The sequence below is a fragment of the Arenimonas sp. SCN 70-307 genome (assembly GCF_001724815.1).
Classification (GTDB): domain Bacteria; phylum Pseudomonadota; class Gammaproteobacteria; order Xanthomonadales; family Xanthomonadaceae; genus Arenimonas.
In genome coordinates this window covers 38,572-58,513 of sequence record NZ_MEDO01000010.1, presented here as the reverse complement: position 1 = coordinate 58,513, position 19,942 = coordinate 38,572, and the positions used below count along the sequence as shown (strand labels likewise).

Genomic DNA, 19,942 nt, shown 5'->3' with positions numbered 1-19,942 from the left:
GACGCTGGCCGACCGCGCCGGCTTAAGTTGGACGGCTACGCGCCCCGGCGCGCCTCCCGAACGTCACCCCCAGCGCCCGGAATGAGCAGCCCCCCCGAACGCCATCGCTTCGTCATCGTGCCACACCGCCCGCACGTACGGTGGCTGCTGGCCGGTGCGCTGGTGCTGTGGCTGCTGAGCCTTGCAGGCACCTGGTGGGTGGCGAGTGAACGGGCCGCGCCGGGCATGGCCAAGCTGCGCGCCGAACTCGAACTCACCGGCAAACGCGCCGCCCAGGCCGAGGCGCTTTCGCGCCAGCTGCGCCAGAACGTGGCCACCCTGCGCCGCTCGGACCAGATCAGCCGCAGCGCCAACACCGAACTGCAGGCCACCCTGGCCGAGCGCGACGAGGAGGTCTCGGCCCTGCGCGCCGACGTGGCCTTCTACGAGCGCCTGGTGGGCGCCACCGGCCAGCGCCGCGGCCTGAGCGTGCACGAGGCGGTCTTTACGCCCGAAGCGGCCGGCACCTGGCGCTACACCGTCACCCTGACCCAGAACCTCAACCGCGGCGCCATCAGCCGCGGCGAGGCGCGCGTGTCGGTGGAAGGCGTGGTCGGCGGGCGGCTGCGCACCCTGGGCTGGGACGACCTGCGCCAGGAACCGGGCGCCGAAGGCCAGCCGTTCTCTTTCCGCTACTTCCAGCAGCTCGAAGGGAGCATCATGCTGCCCGAGGGCTTTACCCCCCAACGCGTCCGGGTGCAGCTGCGCTCGGACGGCAGCACCGTGGAGCAGGCCTTTCCCTGGCAGGCCCGCACACCGCGAGGAGAATGACCATGTTCGGCAGCGACAAGCACAAGACTTCCCGCCACGCCAATGCCGTGGAAACCCTGGTGGGGCCGCGTGCGGTGATCCGCGGCGACATCCGGTTCTCGGGCGGGCTCTACGTCGAGGGCAGCATCATCGGCACGGTCATCGCCGACGAGGGTTCGGCGGCGGTGCTCACCATCGCCGAGAACGGCCGCATCGAGGGCGAGGTGCGCGCGCCGGTGGTGGTGGTCAGCGGCCAGATGACCGGCGACATCCACGCCAGCGAGCGGGTCGAGCTGGCGGCCAATGCCCGGGTGCAGGGCAACATCCACTACAAGGTGGTCGAGATGGCCGCCGGCGCCATGGTCACCGGCCGGCTGATCCACGCCGACGCGCCGCTGGCCCAGCTCACCGGCCCGGCCGCGGTGGCCGCGGTCGCCCCGGCCAAGGTGAAGGCCAAGGCCGAGCCCCAGGAAGCTTGAACCGGGGGCCGGCAGGCCCCAAATTGTCGGGATGGAAATGCACCCCAGCTACCAGCAGCTCGACGCCCCGCTCGAGTTCACCGCCGCGGCCGCCAAAAAGGTGTCCGCGCTGATCGCCGAAGAGGGCAATCCCTCGCTCAAGCTGCGCGTGTACATCACCGGCGGTGGTTGTTCGGGCTTCCAGTACGGCTTCGAGTTCGACGAGCAGCAGGCCGAGGACGACCTGGCCCTCGAGCGCGACGGCGTCACGCTGCTGGTCGATCCGCTGAGCCTGCAGTACCTGATGGGCGCCGAGGTGGACTACCGGGAAAGCCTGCAGGGCGCCCAGTTCGTCATCCGCAATCCCAACGCCAAGACCACCTGCGGCTGCGGCAGCAGCTTCTCGGCCTGAGGCCGCGCCCGTGAGCGCCGTGCCGCCCGGCTTCGCCTTCCGCGGCCCGGGCCTGGACCGCGCCGAACTGCTTCGCGACGACCCCGCGCGCCTGGACGCGCTCTGGCCGTCCGCCCGCGTGCTGGTGGTCGATGCCGAGGGCCTGGCGCGCTTCCCGCGCCCGCCCCGCGAAACCGCCCCGGCCACCGGCGCCGAGGCGATGCCGGGCGACGTGGCCCAGCGCGGCGATTCCCTTTCCAGTGCGCGTCCGGCCGAAGCCAGCCTGCTGGGCCTGGACGGCGACACCGCCTGGTTCGTGCTGCCGCACGAGGCCCTGGCCGCGCCGCTCGACGGCCGCCTGGGCCTGCGCGAGGCCGCCGCCACCTGGCCGGCGCTGCCGGCCGCGGCCCTGGCCCAGGCCCGCGCCCTGCTGCACTGGCAGCATCGCCATCGTTACTGCGGTGCCTGCGGGCAGGCCGTGCAGCGCGCCCGCGCCGGCTACAGCGCGCGCTGCCCGGGCTGCCAGCTCGAGCACTACCCGCGCACCGACCCGGCGGTGATCGTCGCCGTCAGCGACGGCCGCCGCCTGCTGCTGGGCCGCCAGGCCAGCTGGCCGGCGGGGCGCTGGTCGGTGCTGGCGGGTTTCGTCGAACCGGGCGAATCCCTGGAGCAGGCGCTGGTGCGCGAGGTGATGGAGGAAGCCTCGGTGCCGGTGCTTTCCACCTGCTATTCGGCATCGCAGCCCTGGCCCTTCCCGGGTTCGCTGATGGTGGGTTTCCACGCCCTGGGCGAACCCGTGGAGCCGAAGGTGAGCGACGAACTCGAACAGGCGCGCTGGTTCACCCGGGCCGAGCTCGAGGCGGCGGTGGCGGCCGGCGAAGTGACGCTCTCGCCGCGGCTGTCCATCTCGCGCACCCTGATTGAGGAATGGCTGGCCCAACAGGGCTAGAATCGGGCCATGTCCGCCGCCCTCATCGCCGTCGTGGTTTCGCTGCTGCTGGGGCATGTATTCCCCTCGCTGCCGCTGCTGCGGCGCTACGACTGGTTCATCGGCTGGCTGCACTGGCTCGGCCGCCAGGCCGGCGCCGACTGGCCCAGCAAGGTGGGCCTGCTGCTGGCCGTTGGCCTGCCACTGCTGGTGGTGGGCACGGTGCAGTTCTTCATCGACGATCTTTTCTACGGCCTGCCGGCCTTCTTCCTGGCGCTGCTGGCGCTGCTCTACACCTGGGGTCCGCGCGACCTCGACCTCGACGTCGAGGCGGTGATCGAAGCCCGTGGTCCGGAGGCGCGCCGCGAGGCCGCGCGCGCGCTGTTCCCGACCGGCGGCGAGCCGGTGTGCGAGGGCCCGACGCTGGTGGAAGCCGTGTTCCGCTGCGCGCTGTGGCGCTGGTTCGGCGTGCTGTTCTGGTTCCTGGTGGCCGGCGCCGTGGGCGCCTTGGGTTACCGGCTGGTGTCGCTGTGCGCGCAGGGCGAGGCCCGGCGCAGCCTGCCGGCCGGCCAGCGCGGCGTGGCGCGCACCGCGCTGGCGGTGCTCGACTGGCCGGTGGCGCAGCTGATGACCTTCGCGATGGCGCTGGCGGCCGATTTCGACCGCGTGGTCGGCGCCTGGCGCGACTGGCATGCCGCCGGCGGCCTGCGCCTGGACCACGGATTCCTCGGCGCCGCCGCGCGCGCCTCGGTGGCCAGCGAACTGGCCGAAGAAGACGCCTACTCGGTCGACGGCCCGCCGCAGGCCCCTGGCCTGCTCGAGCTGCGCGACGCGATGAGCCTGGTCTGGCGCATCCTGCTGCTGTGGCTGGGCGTGCTCGCGCTCTTCGTCCTCGCCGGCTGGGCCACGTAAGGGAGTCCCCGCTTGGACAAGCAATCCACCTGCCCCGAATGCGAAGGTTCGCGCGTCTACAGCCACGGCGGCATCAGCGCCGGCGGCGGTTACGCGCCCAACTACCTGCCGGGCCTGGGCACGTTCTGGAGCGCCGCGAAGTTCACCGTGCGCGTCTGCGCCGATTGCGGCCTGACGCGTTTCTACGCCTCGCCCGAAGCGCGCGCCAAGGTGCGCGAAAGCAAGGACTGGCGCCGCAGCTGAACACGGCGCCGCCCTTGTAGGAGCGCCTTCAGGCGCGAATCTTTTGCTCTCGCTTTTGCCTTTGCCTTCGGCAAAGACGGGATTCGCGCCTGAAGGCGCTCCTACAGCGGTTCTGCGCTCAGCCCGGCGCGAGCCAGGTGAAGGGTTCGAGCGGGATGTTGCGTGCCACCGCGTAGCTGATCACCACCACCGCCCACGGCCGCGCATCCGACAGCCTGCGCGCGAGCCCGTGCAGGCCGTTCGGCAGCCAGCCGGCCACGCGCGCCAGCATCAGCGCGATGATCGGCAGCGACAGCACCAGCAGCGGGTTCATCGCCATCGCGCCGGCGAGGTCGCCGTGCACCAGCGCGTGCAGCGCGCGCGTGGCGCCGCAGCCCGGGCAGAAGATGCCGGTGAGCGCCTGGAAGGGGCAGGGCGGCAGCAGGCTGCCCTCGGCGTTCGGATCGGCGTGCCAGAGCACGGCCACCAGCGCGGCGCCGGCGGCCAGCATCGCGGGACCGCGCCAGCGCGGCGCGGCTCCGTCGTGCTTCAGGGGCTCAGTAGTTGCCGGCATCGGCGATGGCGCCGAGCATCACCAGGCCGGCATAGGCCAGGCCACCGAACAGGCCCAGGCCCAGCGAGATCCACGACCACAGCTTGGCGTTGTCGGAGGCCTTGCGGGCGCCGTCGTAGTCGCCGGACGCGGCCTTGCCGTCCACCTGGGCCGCGAAGATGATCGCGACGATGCCGGTGGGCAGGCAGCAGCAAATCGTGGCCAGGATCGCCCAGACCAGGTGGTTCGGCACCGGCGGCTGCGCGACCTGGGCCGGCGCGGCGTAGGCGGGCGCGCTGTACGCAGGCGCGGCGGCGGCCGGCGGCGGCCGGCGGCGGCGAGGGCGGGGCGGCGTTGAGCGCGGCGCCGCAGCTGACGCAGAAGGCCGCGCCGTCAGCGTTGTTCTGACCACAGTTGGTGCAATTCATGACTTCCCCTGGACGTGGATCGCGGGCCCGTTGGTGGCGCCGCGTCCCGGGAAACTAGCCCCCGGGGCCGCCGCCGTCAATGCGGCGAAGGGGCGATGCCGCGGGAAGCGTGCGCGTCAGCGCAGTTCGCCGCGCAACTCGCGCACGCGCGCCTCGAGCGAGGCCGCGCTGGCGGTTTCGCCCGGCACCGGCGGGTCGGCCACCAGGCCCACGGCGGCGCGCAGCCGGCGCGGCACGCGCAGGCGGCCCAGGCGCGTATCGCGCTTGCTCCACATGCTGTCCCACAGTCCGGTCAGCGCCATCGGCACCACCGGCACCGGGTTCGCCGCCAGGATGCGTTCGACGCCGCCCTTGAAGGGCGCGATCTCGCCGTCCTTGGTCAGCGCGCCCTCCGGGAAGATGCACACCAGCTCGCCCGCCTGCAGCGCCGCCTGCACTTCGGCGAAGGCGGCCTCGAGCACGGCCGGGTCTTCCTTCGCGCCGGCGATGGGGATGGCGCGGTGGGCGCGGAACACCCAGTTCATGCCGGGGATGCGGAAGATCTTGTAGTACATGACGAAGCGGATCGGCCGCGGCACGGCGGCGCTGATCACCAGCGGGTCCATGTAGCTCACGTGGTTGCACACCAGCAGGGCCGGGCCTTCGTCGGGCACGTTGTCCTCCACGCCGGTGATGCGCACGCGGTAGAACAGCGACACGTAGATCCAGGCCAGGAAGCGCAGGAAAAACTCCGGCACCATCGTGAAGATCAGGATCGACACCGCGGCGTTGGCGATCGCCAGCGCCAGGAAGAGCTCGGGGATCGACAGGCCGGGCAGCGGCACGGTGATGCCGCCGAGCGCCAGCGAATCACGCTGCAGCAGCACGCCCAGCATCGCCGCCACCACGATGAAAAATGCGTTCTGGATGTTGACGCCGGCGATCACCCGCGAAAGCTCCTCGCGCGGCGTGCGGCTTTGCACCAGCGCGAACAGCGGCACGATGAACAGGCCGGCGAACAGGCCGATCAGGGTGAGGTCGGCGATGATGCGCCAGTGGCCGGCGGCCACGAACTCGCGCACCGTCAGGCCGCTGGCCAGCGAGGGCCCGGGCTGGGCGAAGTAGAGGTCGGCGCAGAACACCGTCATGCCGATGGCGCCCAGCGGCACCAGGCCGATCTCGATGGTGCGGCGGCTGAGCTTCTCGCACAGCAGCGAACCCACGCCGGTGCCCACCGAGAACAGCACGAAGCAGAACAGGTAGAGCGTGCTGCCGCCGCCCAGGAACAGCTCGGCGTAGGCCGGCAGCTGGGCGGTGAGCACGGTGCCCACGAACCAGAACCACGAGATGCCGAGGATGGCGTTGCGCACCGCCGGCTGCTTGCGCGCCAGGCGCAGGGCCTTGAGCGACTCGGGGAAGGGGTTCCAGTTGATCTTCAGGCCAGGCGCCGAGGCTTCCACGCGCGGCACGAAGCGGCTGATCACGTTGCCGGTGATCGCCAGCCCCACGATGGCCGCGGCGGCGGCCTCGGGGCCGGCCTCGCCGGCGACGACGAAGATCAGGCCACCGGCGATCATGCCCAGCAGGATCGACATCGAGGTGCCCATCTCGACCAGGCCATTGCCGCCGGTCAGCTCCTCGGGCTTGAGCACGCTGGGCAGGATGGAATATTTCACCGGCCCGAACAGGGTGGACTGCAGGCCGGTGCCAAACAGCGCCACCAGCAGCAGCGGCATGTTCGACGTAAGGAAGCCAATCGCGGCGACCGACATGATGCCGATCTCCATCGCGGTGGTGATGCGGATGAGCCGCTGCTTCTCGAGCTTCTCGGCGATCTGCCCGGCGATGCCCGAGAACAGGAAGTAGGGAAGGATGAACAGCGCCGGCGCCAGGTTGGTGTAGAGCGTGCGCTCCTGCACCGACACGCCCAGGAAAAACAGCAGCGCGATGATGGCCTGCCGGTAGACGTTGTCGTTGAACGCCCCCAGCGACTGCACCAGGAAGAACGGCAGGAACCGCCGCTGCCCCAACAACTCGAACTGGTTGTGCGCCATACGCCTCCCATCACCCCCGACCGGGGCCCGAGCACATTACCCAAGAAACGGGGTCAGGTTCACTTCCGGCGGCGCCGGAAGTGAACCCGGCCCCGTTTCCCAAAAAGAAGGGGCCGGTTGCCCGGCCCCTTCGGGGTGTTGCGGGAGGTGGCGTCAGAACTGCTTCTGGACGTTCATCTGCAGGCCGTGGTCGTCGCCGTCGCTGCTGAACTGGCCGCGGTACTCCAGGCGCCAGTTCCAGCCGCCGTCGGTGTCGAACAGCGCGCCCAGGCCGGTGACGAAGCGGTTGCGGTCGAAGCGGCTGGCCGCGACGCCGTACACCGGGCCGCCCGGCAGGTCGGCATAACCCATCTCGGCGGTGGTGCGGCCCGAGAAGTCCTGCTGGTACTCCAGCCGCAGCAGCGGGGTGATCGCGCCCCAGGCCGTGTCGCGGCGCCAATCCATGCGCAGGCCCAGGGTGCCGATGCTGGTGTCCACGTCCATCGGCGCATAGGCCAGGGCCAGGATCGGATGGCCGGTTTCGACGTAGGCGTCGAGCTCGGCGCGCGCCACGTCGTAGCGCACGTAGGGCGAGAGGCGCATGCCGTTGCCGCGGTCGATTTCCGAGCCGGCCGAGATCGAGGCGAACCACTGGTCGCCATCGCGCTGGCCACCGACGAAGCCGCCGGGGCCGGTCAGGTAGCGACGCAGGTCGAAGGACAGGTCCTGCGTACCCACCACGCCGTCCACGAACATCCGCTGGCCCGGGTGCCAGCTGGCGTACACCGCCAGCGTGCGCGCGTCGCCCTGGATGCGGCTGCCGTTGCGGCCCACCTGCACCTCGTCCTGGCCCCAGCCGAAGCCGGCACCGATGGCGAAGTCCTCGTTGACGCGGTAGTCGACACCGGCGCTGATGCCGTCGGTCTCGAAGTCCAGGTCCGGGCGGCCGGCGCGGCCGTCGAGCGAACCCGAGCGGATGACGCCGCCGATCCAGCTGCCCCACGGGCTGTCCTGGCCCTCGCCGGCATTGGCCGAGGCACCGGTGCGCGGGTCACGCTCGTCCTCCGCGCAGCCGTCCACGGTGCGGCCCACCAGCGGCTCGAGGCAGCGCGGGTCCGCCGCGAACGACAGGCTGTTGCGGTTGCCGCCGCCGCCGCGGTGCAGCTGCTCGAGGCGCTGCTGGAAGTTGCCGATCTGCGCGTGGGCGAAGCGGCGGGTCGATTCGGCCTGGCCGTCGACCATGCCGATCACCTCCGGGTCCTGCGACGGATCCGGACGCGGCTCCACCGTCACCTGCAGCGTCGTCACCGCCGAGGTGGCGAAGGCGTTGGTGACGGTGAACTGCACCGTGGCCACGCCCTCGAAGGCCGCGGCCGGCGTGAAGGTGAGCAGGAAGCCGCTGCCGCCCGGGGCGATGGTGGCCGTGCCGGAACCGGCCGGCGCGATCGCCACCACGTTGGCGGCGGTGAACGGGCCGCCGGTAGCGCCGGCGGTGATGTCCACCGTCACCGGCGTGGCCGGGCCGGTGCTGACCGACTGCGCCACCGGGATCGGCAGCGGGTTGACCGTCACCGTCACCGTGGCCGGGGCCGAGGTGCCGCCCGGGCCGCTGGCCGTGTAGGTGAACGTCACGGTCGGCGAGGCCAGGGTCGGCGCGGTGTAGGTGATGTCGAGGCCAGCCACCACCGCCGTGCCTTCCGAAGGCGGCGAGACGATGGCGATGCTGGTGATCGGCGCGAGGCTTTCATCGTTGGCCGTGACCGCGATGGTCACCGACTGGCCCGCCAGCACCACCGCGGTGTCGTTCACGGCCACCGGCGGCGCGAACACGATTTCCACCGTGTAAGCCTGGCTGCCCGTGCCCGCCGTGCCGGTGGTGCTGTCGGTGGCGGTGACGGTGAAGCTGAAGTTGCCTTCGGCCGAGGGCGTGCCGGTGAGCGCGCCGCTGCTCGAGAGCGACAGGCCGTCCGGCAGCGTGCCCGCGGTCACCGCGAAGGTGTAGGGCGCGTTGCCGCCCGTGGCACCCAGCGTCTGGCTGTAAGCCTCGCCCACGATGCCCGAGGGCAGCGTGGCCGGGGTCACCGTCAGCACCGGCACGTCCACCACCAGGGTGTAGGCGCGGCTGCCCGGCTGGCCGTTGGCATCGGTGGCCGTCACGGTGAAGTTGAAGCTGCCGCTGGCCGTGGGCGTGCCCGAGAGCGCGCCGCCCGTCGACAGCGTCAGGCCCGGCGGCAGGGCGCCGGCGCTGACCGCGAAGCCGTACGGACCGATGCCGCCGTTGGCGGTGAGCGTGGCCGCGTAGGCCTCGCCCGCGATGCCGTTGGCCAGCGTGGCCGGGTCGACCACGATGGTCGGGGCCGGCACGTCGATGGTGTAGTTCTGCGCGATCGAGAACGGCGCGCCGGCACCGGTGAGCACCGTGTCGGTGGCCGTCACGGTGACCGGGTAGCTGCCCGGCGCCACCGGCGTGCCCGACAGCGTGTTGCCGCTGAAGCTCATGCCTGCCGGCAGCGTGCCGGTGAGCGCGTAGCTGAAGCTGCCCGAGCCGCCGCCGGCGGTGAACACCTGCGAGAACGCCGCACCGTAGGGCGCGCTGAGCGTGCCCGGGGCCGGCGTCATCGTCAGGGTCGGCGCCGCCACGGTGACCGTGTAGGCGCGGCTGCCGGTCTGGCCGAAGTTGTCGGTGGCCGTCACGGTGAAGTTGAACGTGCCCACTTCATTCGTGGTGCCCGACAGCGTGCCGCCCGGGGCCAGCGTGATGCCGCTGGGCAGCGCGCCGGCGGTGACCGCGAAGCTGTAGGGCGCGAGGCCGCCGCTGGCCGTGATCACCTGGCTGTAGGCGGTCGAGACCACCGGATCGGGCAGGGTCGCCGGATCAACCACGATGACCGGCGCCGGCACGTCGATGGTGTAGTTCTGCGCGATGGTGAACGGCGCGCCGGTGCCGGTGCTGCCGGTGTCGGTGGCCGTCACGGTGACCGGGTAGCTGCCCGGCGCCGTCGGCGTGCCCGACAGCGTGTTGCCGCTGAAGGACAGGCCCGCCGGCAGCGCGCCGGTGAGCGCGTAGCTGTAGGGGCCGATGCCGCCGCTGGCGCTGAAGGACTGCGAGAACGCGGCGCCGTAGGGCGCGTTGAGCGTGCCCGGGGCCGGCGTCATCGCCAGCGTGGGCGCCGCCACCGTCAGCGCGAAGCTCTGGCCGACGCTGTAGGGGCCATTGCCCGTGCTGCTGTCGGTGGCCGAGACGTTGAGGTTGAACGTGCCCGCCTGGGTCGGCGTGCCCGAGATCGTCACCGTGTTGGCCGTGGTGCCGGTGATCGACAGGCCCGCCGGCAGGTTGGTGACCTGGTAGCCCGACCACGGCTGCGCGCCGCCGTTGAAGGTGAAGGTCTGGGTGTACGGCGACGCCACCGCGGCCGCGAAGCCACCGCTGGGCGTGATGGTGATGATCGGGTCGTTCACCGTCACCGACACCGTCGCCGGCGCCGAGGTGCCGCCGGTGTTGGTGGCGGTGTAGACGAAGCTGTCCGGGCCCGCGTAGCCGGCGTTCGGCTGGTAGGTGATGGTCAGGCCGCTGACGGTCGCGGTGCCGTTGCTCGCCGGCGAGGTGATCGCCAGCGAGGTCGGCGCGCCGCCGGTGATGTTCAGCGCGACCGGGTTGGCGCCCGAGCCGTAGGCCACGGTGGTCGAGGAATTGTTGGCCACCGGCGGGACGTCGATCACCGTGATCGCATAGGACTGCGTCGCGGTGTACGGGCCGGTGCCGGTGCTCGAGTCGGTGGCGGTGATGCTGAAGTTGAAGCTGCCCAGCGCCGACGGCGTGCCGGTGATGGCGCCCGTCGACGGGTTGAGCGTGAGGCCGCCCGGCAGCGCGCCGGCGGTGACGGCGTAGCTGTAGGGCGCCGTGCCGCCGCTGGCCGCGGTGATCGAGGCCGAGTAGGCCTGGCCCAGCGTGCCGCCCGCCAGCGCGGTGGCCGGCAGGGTGATCGTCGGCGGCGCGATCACCACCGAGTACGCCTGGCTGCCGCTGAACGGGCCCGGGAACGGGCTCGAGTCGTTGGCGGTGATGGTGAAGTTGAAGGTGCCGCCCGCGGTGGGCGTGCCCGAGAGCACGCCGCCCGGGCTGAGCGTCAGGCCGGCAGGCAGGCTGCCCGCCGTCACGGCGAACGAGTAGGGCGCGACGCCGCCGCTGGCGGTGACGGTCTGGCTGTAGGCCGCGGCCACGGTGCCGCCCGGCAGCGAGGCCGGCGACACCGTCACCGGCACGTCGTCGTTGGTGATGGTGCCGACGCCCTGGTTGTCGGAGATGGTGGCGTTGACCGCACCGCTGAGGTTCACGAAGAAGACTTCGTTGGCCTCGGGGATGGTCTCGCCGATCACCGGCACGGAGATGGTCTGGGTGGTGGTGCCGGCCGGGAAGGTCAGCGTGCCGCTGGTGGCGGTGTAGTCGGCTGGCTGCGTGGCCGTACCGTCGGCCGTGGCGTAGTTCACCGACACCGTCTGGCCGCTGGCGGCGCTCAGGCTCACGGTGAACACCGCGTTGACCGTGCCGGCATTGCCCTCGACCACGCTCACGTCGTTGATCGACAGGCTCGGCAGCGGATCGTCGTTGACGATGGTGCCCACGCCCTGGCCGTCCACCACCACCGCGTTGACCACGTTGGTGACATTGACGAAGAAGGTTTCGGTGGGCTCGTTGAGCGCGTCGCCGTTGACCTGCACGGTGAAGGTGTAGGTGCTGCTGCCGGCCGGGATGGTCTGGCCGGTGAGGCTGTTGGCGACGTAGTCCACGCCCGCCGTGGCGGTGCCGTTGGCGGTGGCGATGTCGAAGGTGACGCCGCCCGGACCCGCCGGGGCGCTCAGGCTCACCGTGAAGGTGAAGTTGGTGGTGCCGGCATTGCCCTCGTTGGCGGTGACGTCGTTGATCGACAGGTTCGGCAGGTCGTCGTTGAGGATGGTGCCGGTGGCGCTGTTGGGCACGCCCACGGTGTAACCGGCGCCGGCGGCGAGGGTCAGGATGACGGTCTCGTCGGCCTCGATGGTGGCGTCGGCGGTCGGGTTGACGGTGATCGTGCCCGTCGTGTTGCCGGCGGGGATGACCAGCGGCGAGGCAATCGTCGCGTAGTCGGTGCCGTTGGTCGCGGTGCCGCCGATGGTGTAGTTCACCGTCGTCGCCGCGCCCGGGTTGGCCTGGTTCAGGGTGACCGTGTAGACCAGGTTCGGCGCGCCGTCCTCGGCCACGGCCGCCGGGGAGACCGAGATGGTCGCGGTCGGCACGTCGTCGTTGAGGATGGTGCCGGTGGCGCTGGCGGGCGCGCCGACGGTATAGCCGGTGCCGGCGGCGACGGTGAGCGTCACCGTCTCGTCAAGCTCGACCGTGCCGTCCACCGTCGGGTCGATGACGATGGTGGCGGTGGTGGCGCCGGCCGGGATGGTGACGTTGGCCACGCCGCCGGTGTAGTCGACGCCCGAAGTGGCGGTGCCCGAGGTGGTGATGTTGACCACCGTCGGCGAGCTCAGGTTGAGGCTGCGGGTGACGGTGAAGGTGAGGTTGGTGGCGCCGTCCTCGCTGACCGAGGCCGGCGAGACCGCGATCGACACCGACGGCGGCGGCGACACGGTGAGCGTGAAGTTTTCGAGCTCGAAATACACACCCGGGCCGGTGCTGGCGTCGGTGACGCGCAGGCTGACCGGGTAGTTGCCCGGCGCCGCGGCCGTGGTGCCGCTGACCAGGCCGCTGGAACTGATGCTGATGCCGGCCGGGAAGCTGCCGGTCTCGAGCTGGTAGGTGTGCGGCGCGACGCCGCCGCTGGCGACCAGCTGCTGGCTGAAGGCCACGTTCTGCACGGCGGTGGCCGACACCGGCGAAATCGAAAGCGTCGGCGAGGCGACCGTGCCGTTGTAGGCCTTGTCGACGAACTGGGCTGTCGGCGTGGTGCTGTCGGTGGCGCGCACGGTGAAGGCGTAGCCGCCGCGCTGGGTAGGCGTGCCGCTGATCACGCCGCCCGAGGTCAGGCTCAGGCCCACCGGCAGGGGGCCGGACTGCAGCGTGTAGATGTAGGGTGCGGTGCCGCCGCTGGAGGTCAGCGTCTGCGAGAAGGGCGTGCCCGCGGTCATGGCCGGCAGGTTGGCCGGGCTGACGATGATGGCCGAGGTCGGCGCGGCGATGTTCACCGTGACGGTGATCTCGTCGCTGAAGTCATCGAGCACCACGAAGGTGTCCGTACCGCCGCCGGGCGGGGTGGAGCCGTTGTGCACGTAGGTGTAGCCGTTGACCGGCGAGCCCACTTCGCTGGTGCTGCCGTGGGCCGGCGCGACTGACACCACGCCGAGGCCGAAGTCGTGGCAGGTGGAGAGATCCACGTAGACCGAGCCACCCCAGGCCACGTTGACGCTGCGCGAGGCGCAGCCCGGATAGGTGGACGGGGCTGCCGCGGCGAGCGACGACCAGAACAGGCCGGCGATCAGCAGCAGGCCGGCCAGCAGGCCGATGCGGTGGCGTGCGGCGTCGACGCGGCGGCGCGGCGCGGTGAGTGCCTCGGACATCTTGGTATCTCCCCTGTGGATGGTCGGCCGTGCGGTGCTGGCCAGCCAGGCTCCGGGGTCAACGCGACCACCGGGCCCGAGCGGCCACGGTAGCCCAAGGCCGGCGGCGGCGCCAGAGAACCCGGTCATGCTTCGGTGCAGCATGGCCCCTTCCGCTTCGCGGCCCTTGTGCCGGCCCGGCCGGGGCGGCAAAGTGGACGCCGGCTCCCCGCTGACGGGGGGTCGCCAGCCGGCGTGCTGGCCTTCAGGGGGAAGGGACAATGAGCGAGTTTTTCATCGGGCAGGTCATGATGGCCGGCTTCAACTTCGCGCCGAAGTTCTGGGCGCTGTGCAACGGCCAGTTGCTTCCGATCAACCAGAACCAGGCCCTGTTCTCGCTGCTGGGCACCCAGTACGGCGGCAACGGCACCACCAACTTCGCGCTGCCCGACCTGCGCAGCCGCACGCCGATCGGCTACGCCTCCTCGGTCGATCCGAGCTGGCAGCCGCCGTCGGTGCAGATCGGCCAGGCCTCGGGCGTCGAGAACGTCACCCTGCTCTCGACCAACCTGCCGGCGCATGCCCACACGGCCAACGCAACGACGTCGCCCGGCACGGCCCGCAACCCGGGCAATGCCACCTTCGCCTCGACGGCGGTGGCGCCGCTGCTCGGGCCGTCCAACGGCGCCCTGGTGCCCCTGCGGTCGGACACCATCGCGCCCAGCGGCGGCAACCAGCCGCATCCGAACCTGCAGCCCTACAGCGTGATCAATTTCTGCATCGCGCTCAGCGGCATCTTCCCCTCGCGCAACTGACCGCACCGGAGCCCACCCATGAGCACACCCTATATCGGTGAGATCCGGATGTTCGGCTTCGGCACCCGTGGTGCCCCGAACGGCTGGCAGGCCTGCGACGGCAGCCTGCTCCCGATCTCTGAATACGACGCCCTTTTCGCGCTGATCGGCACCACCTACGGCGGCGACGGCCAGACCACCTTCGCCGTGCCCGACCTGCGCGGCCGCGTGCCGATCCACCAGGGCCAGGGCCCGGGCCTGAGCAATTACGTCATCGGCCAGCGCGCCGGCACCGAGACGGTGACCGTGCTGCCCACCCAGATGCCCGCGCACACGCACACGGCGGTGGCCACCACGGCCGCGGCCACCACCGGTACGCCCGGCAATACGGTGCTGCCGGGCGCGGTGAGCGGCCAGACCATGTACGTCACCGACACCAGCGGCGGCCGGGCCTTCACGCTCTCGCCCCAGTCGGTCGGACAGGCCGGCGGCAGCCAGCCCCACGAGAACTGCATGCCGACCCTGACGGTCCAGTTCTGCATCGCCGTTTTCGGCATCTTCCCCTCGCAGGCCTGAGGCAGGTCATTTTCGGAGAGCGCAGCAATGACCGAACCATTCATCGGCGAAATCCAGCTCTACGGGTTCAACTTCCCGCCGCGCAGCTGGGCCTACTGCAATGGCGCGACGCTGTCGATCGCGCAGAACACGGCGCTGTTCTCGCTCATCGGCACCATCTACGGCGGCAACGGCCAGACCACCTTCCAGCTGCCCAACTTCGCCGGCCGCGCGGGCTGCCAGCAGGGCAACGGGCCGGGGCTGTCGCCGCGCACGCTGGGCGAGGCATTCGGCGTCAACACCGTGACGCTGACCAGCAACCAGATCCCGGCGCACAGCCACGGCATGGTGCTGTATTCGCAGAACGACGCCAGCAAACGCTCGCACAGCCCGGCGGCCAACAGTTCGCTGTCGGTGGCTTCGAATACGTCGGTCACCAACTTCATCCCGAGCGGGCCGGTGAACACCCAGTTCGCGCCGAACATGCTCTCGCCCTCGCAGGGTGGCGGGCAGCCGCACCAGAACCAGCAGCCTTACCTGGGCATCAACTTCTGCATCGCGCTGCAGGGCATCTACCCGTCCTTCCCCTGAGCGCATGAGCGCGCTGCCGCCGTTCCCGGTGGCCACCGGCGCCGGGCCGGCCACGCCGCCCGCGCTCACGGCGCTGGGCCTGCGGCTGCGCCCGGCCACGACGGCCGACCTGCCCGGGCTGCGGCGGGTCTACGCCGACACCCGCGCCGACGAGCTGGCGCAGGTGCCCTGGCCGCCGGGATTGCGGCAGGCCTTCCTGGACCAGCAGTTCGACCTGCAGCACACCCACTACCTGCAGCACTACGGCGACGCCGACTTCCTGGTGCTCGAGCGCGCGGGCGAAGTGGTGGGGCGGCTTTACCTGCAGCGTTCGGCGCCCGAGCACCTGGTGGTGGACATCAGCCTGCGCGAGTCGCTGAGGGGGCAGGGCGTGGGCGGCGCGCTGCTGGCGCACACCCAGGCCGCTGCGGCGGCCTCGGGTTGCGGGGTGTTCCTGCACGTGCGCCGCGACAACCCGGGGGCGCGCCGGCTCTACCTGAGGCTGGGTTTCGTGCCGGACGGCGGCACCGACACGCACGAGCGCATGGCCTGGCGGCCGTCGGCTAGTTGAACACCGCCTGGTAGAGGAAGCCGTCCCGGTCGCGCGCGACCGGGACCAGGAAAATGTCGAAGGCGCCGATGCGCTCGTGGCTCATGCGGTACATCTGCTGGGGGAACAGCAGGGGCGAGCCGTTGCGGAACACCAGCGAGAACGGGTCGCGGGCGGCGCCCGGCATTGCCGACGGCATGGGCTGGGCCTCCACCAGCACGAACTCGATGTCGCCGTCGTTGAGGGCTGCGCGGAAGGTCTGGTTCAGGCAGCCCGCGAAGTGGTCCAGCCGAAGCAATTCCAGCATCGATCAGGCCCTGGCGACTGCATGCACTTCCGCGGCGGCGCGCAGGCCCGACAGCGCAGCGCCTTCCATGAAGCCCTGCCACTCGTAGACGCTGGAGGTGTGGTCGCCGGCGAAGAGCAGGTTGCCGAGCGGCTTGGCCTCGTTGTGCGCCATCGTGGTGAAGTAACCCGGGCGGTTGCAGGTGTACGAGCCTTTCGCCAGCGGGTTGTGCGACCAGCTCTCGACATGGGCGCGCAGGTTGCCGCCGGCGTCGCGGCTGGCCGCGGCGGTGGCGCCGGGCATCACCTGCTCGAGCTGGGCGAGGAAGGCCGAGGCATCGGCCTGCACGCCCTGCTGGCCCAGGGCCAGCGCGGCGTCGCCGCCGACGTGGGCGGCCAGCACCGCGGCATCGCTGCCCGCGTTGCCTGCATGCGCTTCCCAGGTGGCCTGCACGCGCTGCAGGTCGGTGTAGCCGGTGCCGCTCAGGCCGTGGCGGGCGTACCAGACCGGCGAATCGAAGCCGACGGTGATGCGGCCGTGGTTGCCCATCGCGCTGGCGTTGATGGCCAGGCTCTTCCAGGACGGCATCGCCAGGCTGGCGTGCATCTCGACGTCGCGCAGCACGCTGAAGGGCAGGGCCAGCACGGCGGCGTGGTAGTCGCGCTGCACGGTGGTGCCGGCCACGTCGAACACCAGGCGAACCTTGCCGCTGGCGAGCCGGCGCACCGACACCAGGCGATGGCCGAAATCGACCGGCACGGGCAGCTGGCCGGCCAGGCCGGTGGCGATCTGGTCGTTGCCGCCGACGACGCGCAGGCGCGCACCCTCGTCGCCGCCGAAGGGCGCGAGCTTGCTGCGCGGGTTGCCGTGCACGAAGCGCAGGAAGCCCAGCGCGCTCAGCTCGTGGATGCTGGCGCCGTACTCGGCGAGGTAGGCGCTGGAGACGAACTGCCGCAGCAGGCGGCCGGCGCCGCGCTGGTCGAGGTATTCGTCGATGCTCAGCAGGTCGAGCGCCTGCTCGCCGGCGTTGAACTGGTCGGCCGTGGGCGCGCCGATCCGGGCCAGGTCGCCCTGGATGGACTGGGCGAACTCGCGGTACTCGCGCGCCACCTGGGCCTGGCTGTAGCGGTTGCCGCTGAACTGGAAGTAGGTGTCGCCGGGCAGGCGGCTGGCGTCCTCGAGCTCCAGGCCCAGTGCGCGGGCATAACCCTGCATCACCAGGTGCGAGCCGCCGATGAACTCGGCGCCGCGCTCGACCACCTGGCCCGGGAACACGCCGCGCAGGCTGGCGCAGCGGCCGCCGACGCGTTCGCCGGCTTCAAAGACGCTGGCCTGCAGGCCCAGGCGTGCCAGTTCGTTGGCGCAGGCCAGGCCGGCGATGCCGGCGCCGACCACGGCCACCTGCGTGCGGGTGTTGACCTGGCGGATGCGGCCGGCGGTGCTGAGCGCCGCGAACGCGGTGGGCGACAGCGACCACGCGGCGGCGCCGGTGGTGGCGGCGATCACGCCCTTGGTGAAGCGGCGGCGGCTTTCGTTGCCCGGTGCGACGGCGTCGTCGCCGTCCTGGCCCTGCTGCGCGGCAAGGCGCGCCAACTGGCGCAGGCGCGCCATCATGTCACTACGGCTCATGGAGTCCCCCACCCCTGTCTGGTCGGGCCAGTATCAACCCCGCGGCGGGCCGCAGCAAGCGTCGGCTCAGGGCCGGACGCGGAGGGTGAAATCGGCCGTAACGAAGTGCTCGCCGGCGCCCGTCGAGGCATCGGTGACGCGTAGGCGCAGCGGGTAGTCGCCGCGGGGCGCGGCGGTCAGGCCCTGCAGCACGCCGTCCTCGCCCAGGAGGATGCCGGTCGGCAACTGGCCGCCGGGTTCGAGCGCGAACCGGTAGGGCGGCACGCCGCCGCGGCCGTGCAGGGCCTGGCGGAAGGGCTGGCCGGCGGTGGCCGTGGCGCGGGTGGGTACGAGCGCGATATTGGCCGGCGCGGTCTCGGCGGCAAACGTGCGCTCTGCGCTGGCGCCGTCGGCATCGGTCACGCGCAGCGTGGCGCGGAAGGGGCCGCGCGCGGTCGGCGTACCCGACACCACGCCTTCGGCATCCATCACCAGGCCGGCGGGCCAGCTGCCGTCGATCACCTCGAAGCGGTAGGGCGCGCTGCCGCCGCTGGCCTCGAGTCGCAGCCGCATCGCGGCGCCGGCGCGCAGGGGCGGCGGGGTTTCGGGCCCGAGGGCCAGCGCACTTGCCGGCGCGGCGATGGCGACGCGGATGCTGATGCGGTCGCTGTTGTCGTCGAGCACCACGAAGCGGTCGCTGCCGCCGCCCTGCGGCGACACGCCGCCGTGCGTATAGACATAGCCCGTGGCCGGGTCGCCCTCGGGCAGGGCGCTGCCGTGCGCCGGCGCCGTCGCCACCGCGCCGAGCCCGAACGACTGGCAGCCCGACAGGTCCACCACCGCCGCGCCACCCCACTCGACCCGCAGCTCGCGCGCCGCGCAGCCCGGATACGTCGACGGCTGGTCCACCGCCCCCGCCAGGCCCGCCGCCGCCATCAGCCCCCAACCAACCACGATCCTCATCATCTCCAATCTCCAAGAAACGGGGTCAGGTTCACTTCCAGAAAGGGGGTCAGGTTCACTTCCGGCGGAGCCGGAAGTGAACCTGACCCCCTTTCTTTATCTTTGCAGGGCGCGCCAGCCGATGTCGGTGCGGCAGAAGCCGCCGTCGAAGTGGAGGTTGTCGGCGGCGGCGTAGGCGCGGCGCTGTGCGTCGGCGATGTCGTCGCCGAGGGCGCAGGCGCAGAGCACGCGGCCGCCGGTGGTGATCACCTGGCCGTTCTTCAGCGCCGTGCCGGCGTGGAAGACCTTGGCGCCCGGGCCGGGGTCGGTGCCCAGGCCCGAGACGACGTCGCCGGTGCGCGGCGTGCCCGGGTAGTTCTCGGCGGCGAGCACCACGCCCAGGCTCGGACGCGGGTCCCAGTCGGCCGTGGTGCCGGCGAGCTGGCCGGCGATGGCGGCCTCGACCAGGTCGAGCAGGTCGCTGCGCAGGCGCAGCATCACCGGCTGCGTCTCCGGGTCGCCGAAGCGCACGTTGAACTCGATCACCTTCGGCGCGCCGCTGGCGTCGATCATCAGGCCGGCGTAGAGGAAGCCCGTGAACGGCACGCCGTCCTCGGCCATGCCGCGCACGGTGGGCTCGACGATCTCGCGCATGATGCGCGCGTGCACCTCGGGAGTGACCACCGGCGCCGGCGAATACGCGCCCATGCCGCCGGTGTTCGGGCCGGTGTCGCCGTCGCCGACGCGCTTGTGGTCCTGGCTGGTAGCCATCGGCAGCGCATGCGCGCCGTCCACCATCGAGATGAAGCTGGCCTCCTCGCCCTCGAGGAACTCCTCGATCACCACGCGCGCGCCGGCGTCGCCGAAGGCATTGCCCTCGAGCATGTCCAGGATGGCCGCCTCGGCTTCCTCCACCGTCATCGCCACCACCACGCCCTTGCCCGCCGCCAGGCCATCGGCCTTGATGACGATGGGCGCGCCGTGGTCGCGCACGTGCTGGATGGCGAGCGAGGCGTCCTCGAATACCGCGTAGAAACCGGTGGGGATGCGGTGGCGCGCCAGGAAATCCTTGGCGTAGGCCTTGCTGCCCTCGAGCTGCGCCGCTTCGGCGGTGGGGCCGAAGATGGGCTGGCCGGCCTCGCGGAAGCGGTCGACCACGCCCAGCACCAGCGGCGCCTCGGGCCCGACCACCGTCAGGCCCACGCCCTCGGTTTCGGCCAGGTTGAGCAGGCCGTCGATGTCGGTGGCGCGCACGTCCACGTTGCGGCACTTGGCTTCGGTGGCGGTGCCGGCGTTGCCCGGCGCCACCAGCACTTCCTCGATGCGCGGCGACTGCGCCAGCTTCCAGGCCAGGGCGTGCTCGCGGCCGCCGGAACCGATCACCAGGACTTTCATGCCATTCCCCTGCGCGTGTTGGTGTGG

The 19,942-nt window shown here is 71.6% G+C and carries 18 protein-coding genes; 10 read left to right on the top strand and 8 right to left on the bottom strand.

Translation table 11 applies throughout. The annotated features are described in order from the left end of the window. Nucleotides 1-81 precede the first annotated feature (81 nt). Genes ABS41_RS05230 through ABS41_RS05205 form a run of 6 tightly spaced genes read left to right on the top strand, consistent with a single transcriptional unit; the run spans nt 82 to nt 3,721 of the window. Complete coding sequence (locus ABS41_RS05230) at nt 82-810, top strand: DUF6776 family protein (protein WP_343123825.1); 729 nt, start codon at nt 82-84, stop codon at nt 808-810. 2 nt (nt 811-812) lie between these two features. Further along, complete coding sequence (locus tag ABS41_RS05225) at nt 813-1,268, top strand: polymer-forming cytoskeletal protein (protein ID WP_290591598.1); 456 nt, start codon at nt 813-815, stop codon at nt 1,266-1,268. Between the two features lie 31 nt (nt 1,269-1,299). Continuing rightward, complete coding sequence (gene erpA / locus ABS41_RS05220; RefSeq protein WP_106991362.1) at nt 1,300-1,659, top strand: iron-sulfur cluster insertion protein ErpA; 360 nt, start codon at nt 1,300-1,302, stop codon at nt 1,657-1,659. A 10-nt stretch (nt 1,660-1,669) separates the two neighbouring features. Next, nucleotides 1,670-2,587, top strand: coding sequence for an NAD(+) diphosphatase (gene nudC / locus ABS41_RS05215; RefSeq protein ID WP_290591595.1), 918 nt, complete (start codon nt 1,670-1,672; stop codon nt 2,585-2,587). A 9-nt stretch (nt 2,588-2,596) separates the two neighbouring features. Continuing rightward, a complete protein-coding gene (locus ABS41_RS05210) occupies nt 2,597-3,478 on the top strand; it encodes a hypothetical protein (protein ID WP_290591593.1) in 882 nt (293 codons plus the stop codon). Between the two features lie 12 nt (nt 3,479-3,490). Next, on the top strand, nt 3,491-3,721 hold the full coding sequence (locus tag ABS41_RS05205; RefSeq protein ID WP_290591591.1) for a hypothetical protein: 231 nt from the start codon (nt 3,491-3,493) through the stop codon (nt 3,719-3,721). 118 nt (nt 3,722-3,839) lie between these two features. On the opposite strand, the gene ABS41_RS05200 is transcribed toward ABS41_RS05205, so the two are convergent. From ABS41_RS05200 to ABS41_RS05185, 4 genes are all read right to left on the bottom strand, one after another. Next, a complete protein-coding gene (locus ABS41_RS05200; protein ID WP_290591589.1) occupies nt 3,840-4,274 on the bottom strand; it encodes a DUF2752 domain-containing protein in 435 nt (144 codons plus the stop codon). Then, a complete protein-coding gene (locus tag ABS41_RS05195; protein ID WP_290591587.1) occupies nt 4,258-4,506 on the bottom strand; it encodes a CD225/dispanin family protein in 249 nt (82 codons plus the stop codon). The genes ABS41_RS05200 and ABS41_RS05195 overlap by 17 nt, the downstream gene beginning before the upstream one ends. A 291-nt stretch (nt 4,507-4,797) precedes the next feature. Continuing rightward, a complete protein-coding gene (locus tag ABS41_RS05190; RefSeq protein ID WP_290591585.1) occupies nt 4,798-6,714 on the bottom strand; it encodes an MFS transporter in 1,917 nt (638 codons plus the stop codon). A gap of 153 nt (nt 6,715-6,867) precedes the next feature. Further along, complete coding sequence (locus ABS41_RS05185) at nt 6,868-13,236, bottom strand: putative Ig domain-containing protein (RefSeq protein ID WP_290591583.1); 6,369 nt, start codon at nt 13,234-13,236, stop codon at nt 6,868-6,870. Nucleotides 13,237-13,496: 260 nt separating this feature from the next. Here ABS41_RS05185 and ABS41_RS05180 point away from each other — a divergent pair, with 260 nt between their 5' ends. The 4 genes from ABS41_RS05180 to ABS41_RS05165 are packed head-to-tail and all read left to right on the top strand — an operon-like array spanning nt 13,497 to nt 15,705. Beyond that, the gene (locus ABS41_RS05180) at nt 13,497-14,030 is read left to right on the top strand and encodes a tail fiber protein (RefSeq protein WP_290591581.1); all 534 of its coding nucleotides are present in this window, start codon (nt 13,497-13,499) and stop codon (nt 14,028-14,030) included. An 18-nt stretch (nt 14,031-14,048) separates the two neighbouring features. Next, the gene (locus tag ABS41_RS05175; RefSeq protein WP_290591579.1) at nt 14,049-14,585 is read left to right on the top strand and encodes a tail fiber protein; all 537 of its coding nucleotides are present in this window, start codon (nt 14,049-14,051) and stop codon (nt 14,583-14,585) included. A gap of 27 nt (nt 14,586-14,612) precedes the next feature. Continuing rightward, nucleotides 14,613-15,155, top strand: coding sequence for a tail fiber protein (locus ABS41_RS05170; protein WP_290591577.1), 543 nt, complete (start codon nt 14,613-14,615; stop codon nt 15,153-15,155). Nucleotides 15,156-15,159: 4 nt separating this feature from the next. Further along, nucleotides 15,160-15,705: a GNAT family N-acetyltransferase gene (locus tag ABS41_RS05165; protein ID WP_290591574.1), complete on the top strand. Its 546-nt coding sequence runs from the start codon at nt 15,160-15,162 to the stop codon at nt 15,703-15,705. Here ABS41_RS05165 and ABS41_RS05160 read toward each other — a convergent pair. The 4 genes from ABS41_RS05160 to purD all read right to left on the bottom strand — a co-directional run bounded on the left by ABS41_RS05160 (nt 15,698) and on the right by purD (nt 19,915). Continuing rightward, on the bottom strand, nt 15,698-15,988 hold the full coding sequence (locus tag ABS41_RS05160; protein WP_290591627.1) for a hypothetical protein: 291 nt from the start codon (nt 15,986-15,988) through the stop codon (nt 15,698-15,700). The genes ABS41_RS05165 and ABS41_RS05160 overlap by 8 nt on opposite strands. Nucleotides 15,989-15,994: 6 nt before the next feature. Then, complete coding sequence (locus ABS41_RS05155; protein ID WP_343123824.1) at nt 15,995-17,599, bottom strand: FAD-dependent oxidoreductase; 1,605 nt, start codon at nt 17,597-17,599, stop codon at nt 15,995-15,997. A gap of 66 nt (nt 17,600-17,665) precedes the next feature. Next, nucleotides 17,666-18,544 (bottom strand): putative Ig domain-containing protein, encoded by an 879-nt coding sequence (locus tag ABS41_RS05150; RefSeq protein ID WP_290591572.1) that lies wholly within the window; start codon nt 18,542-18,544, stop codon nt 17,666-17,668. A gap of 93 nt (nt 18,545-18,637) precedes the next feature. Then, nucleotides 18,638-19,915 (bottom strand): phosphoribosylamine--glycine ligase, encoded by a 1,278-nt coding sequence (purD, locus tag ABS41_RS05145; protein WP_290591570.1) that lies wholly within the window; start codon nt 19,913-19,915, stop codon nt 18,638-18,640. Nucleotides 19,916-19,942: the final 27 nt, after the last annotated feature.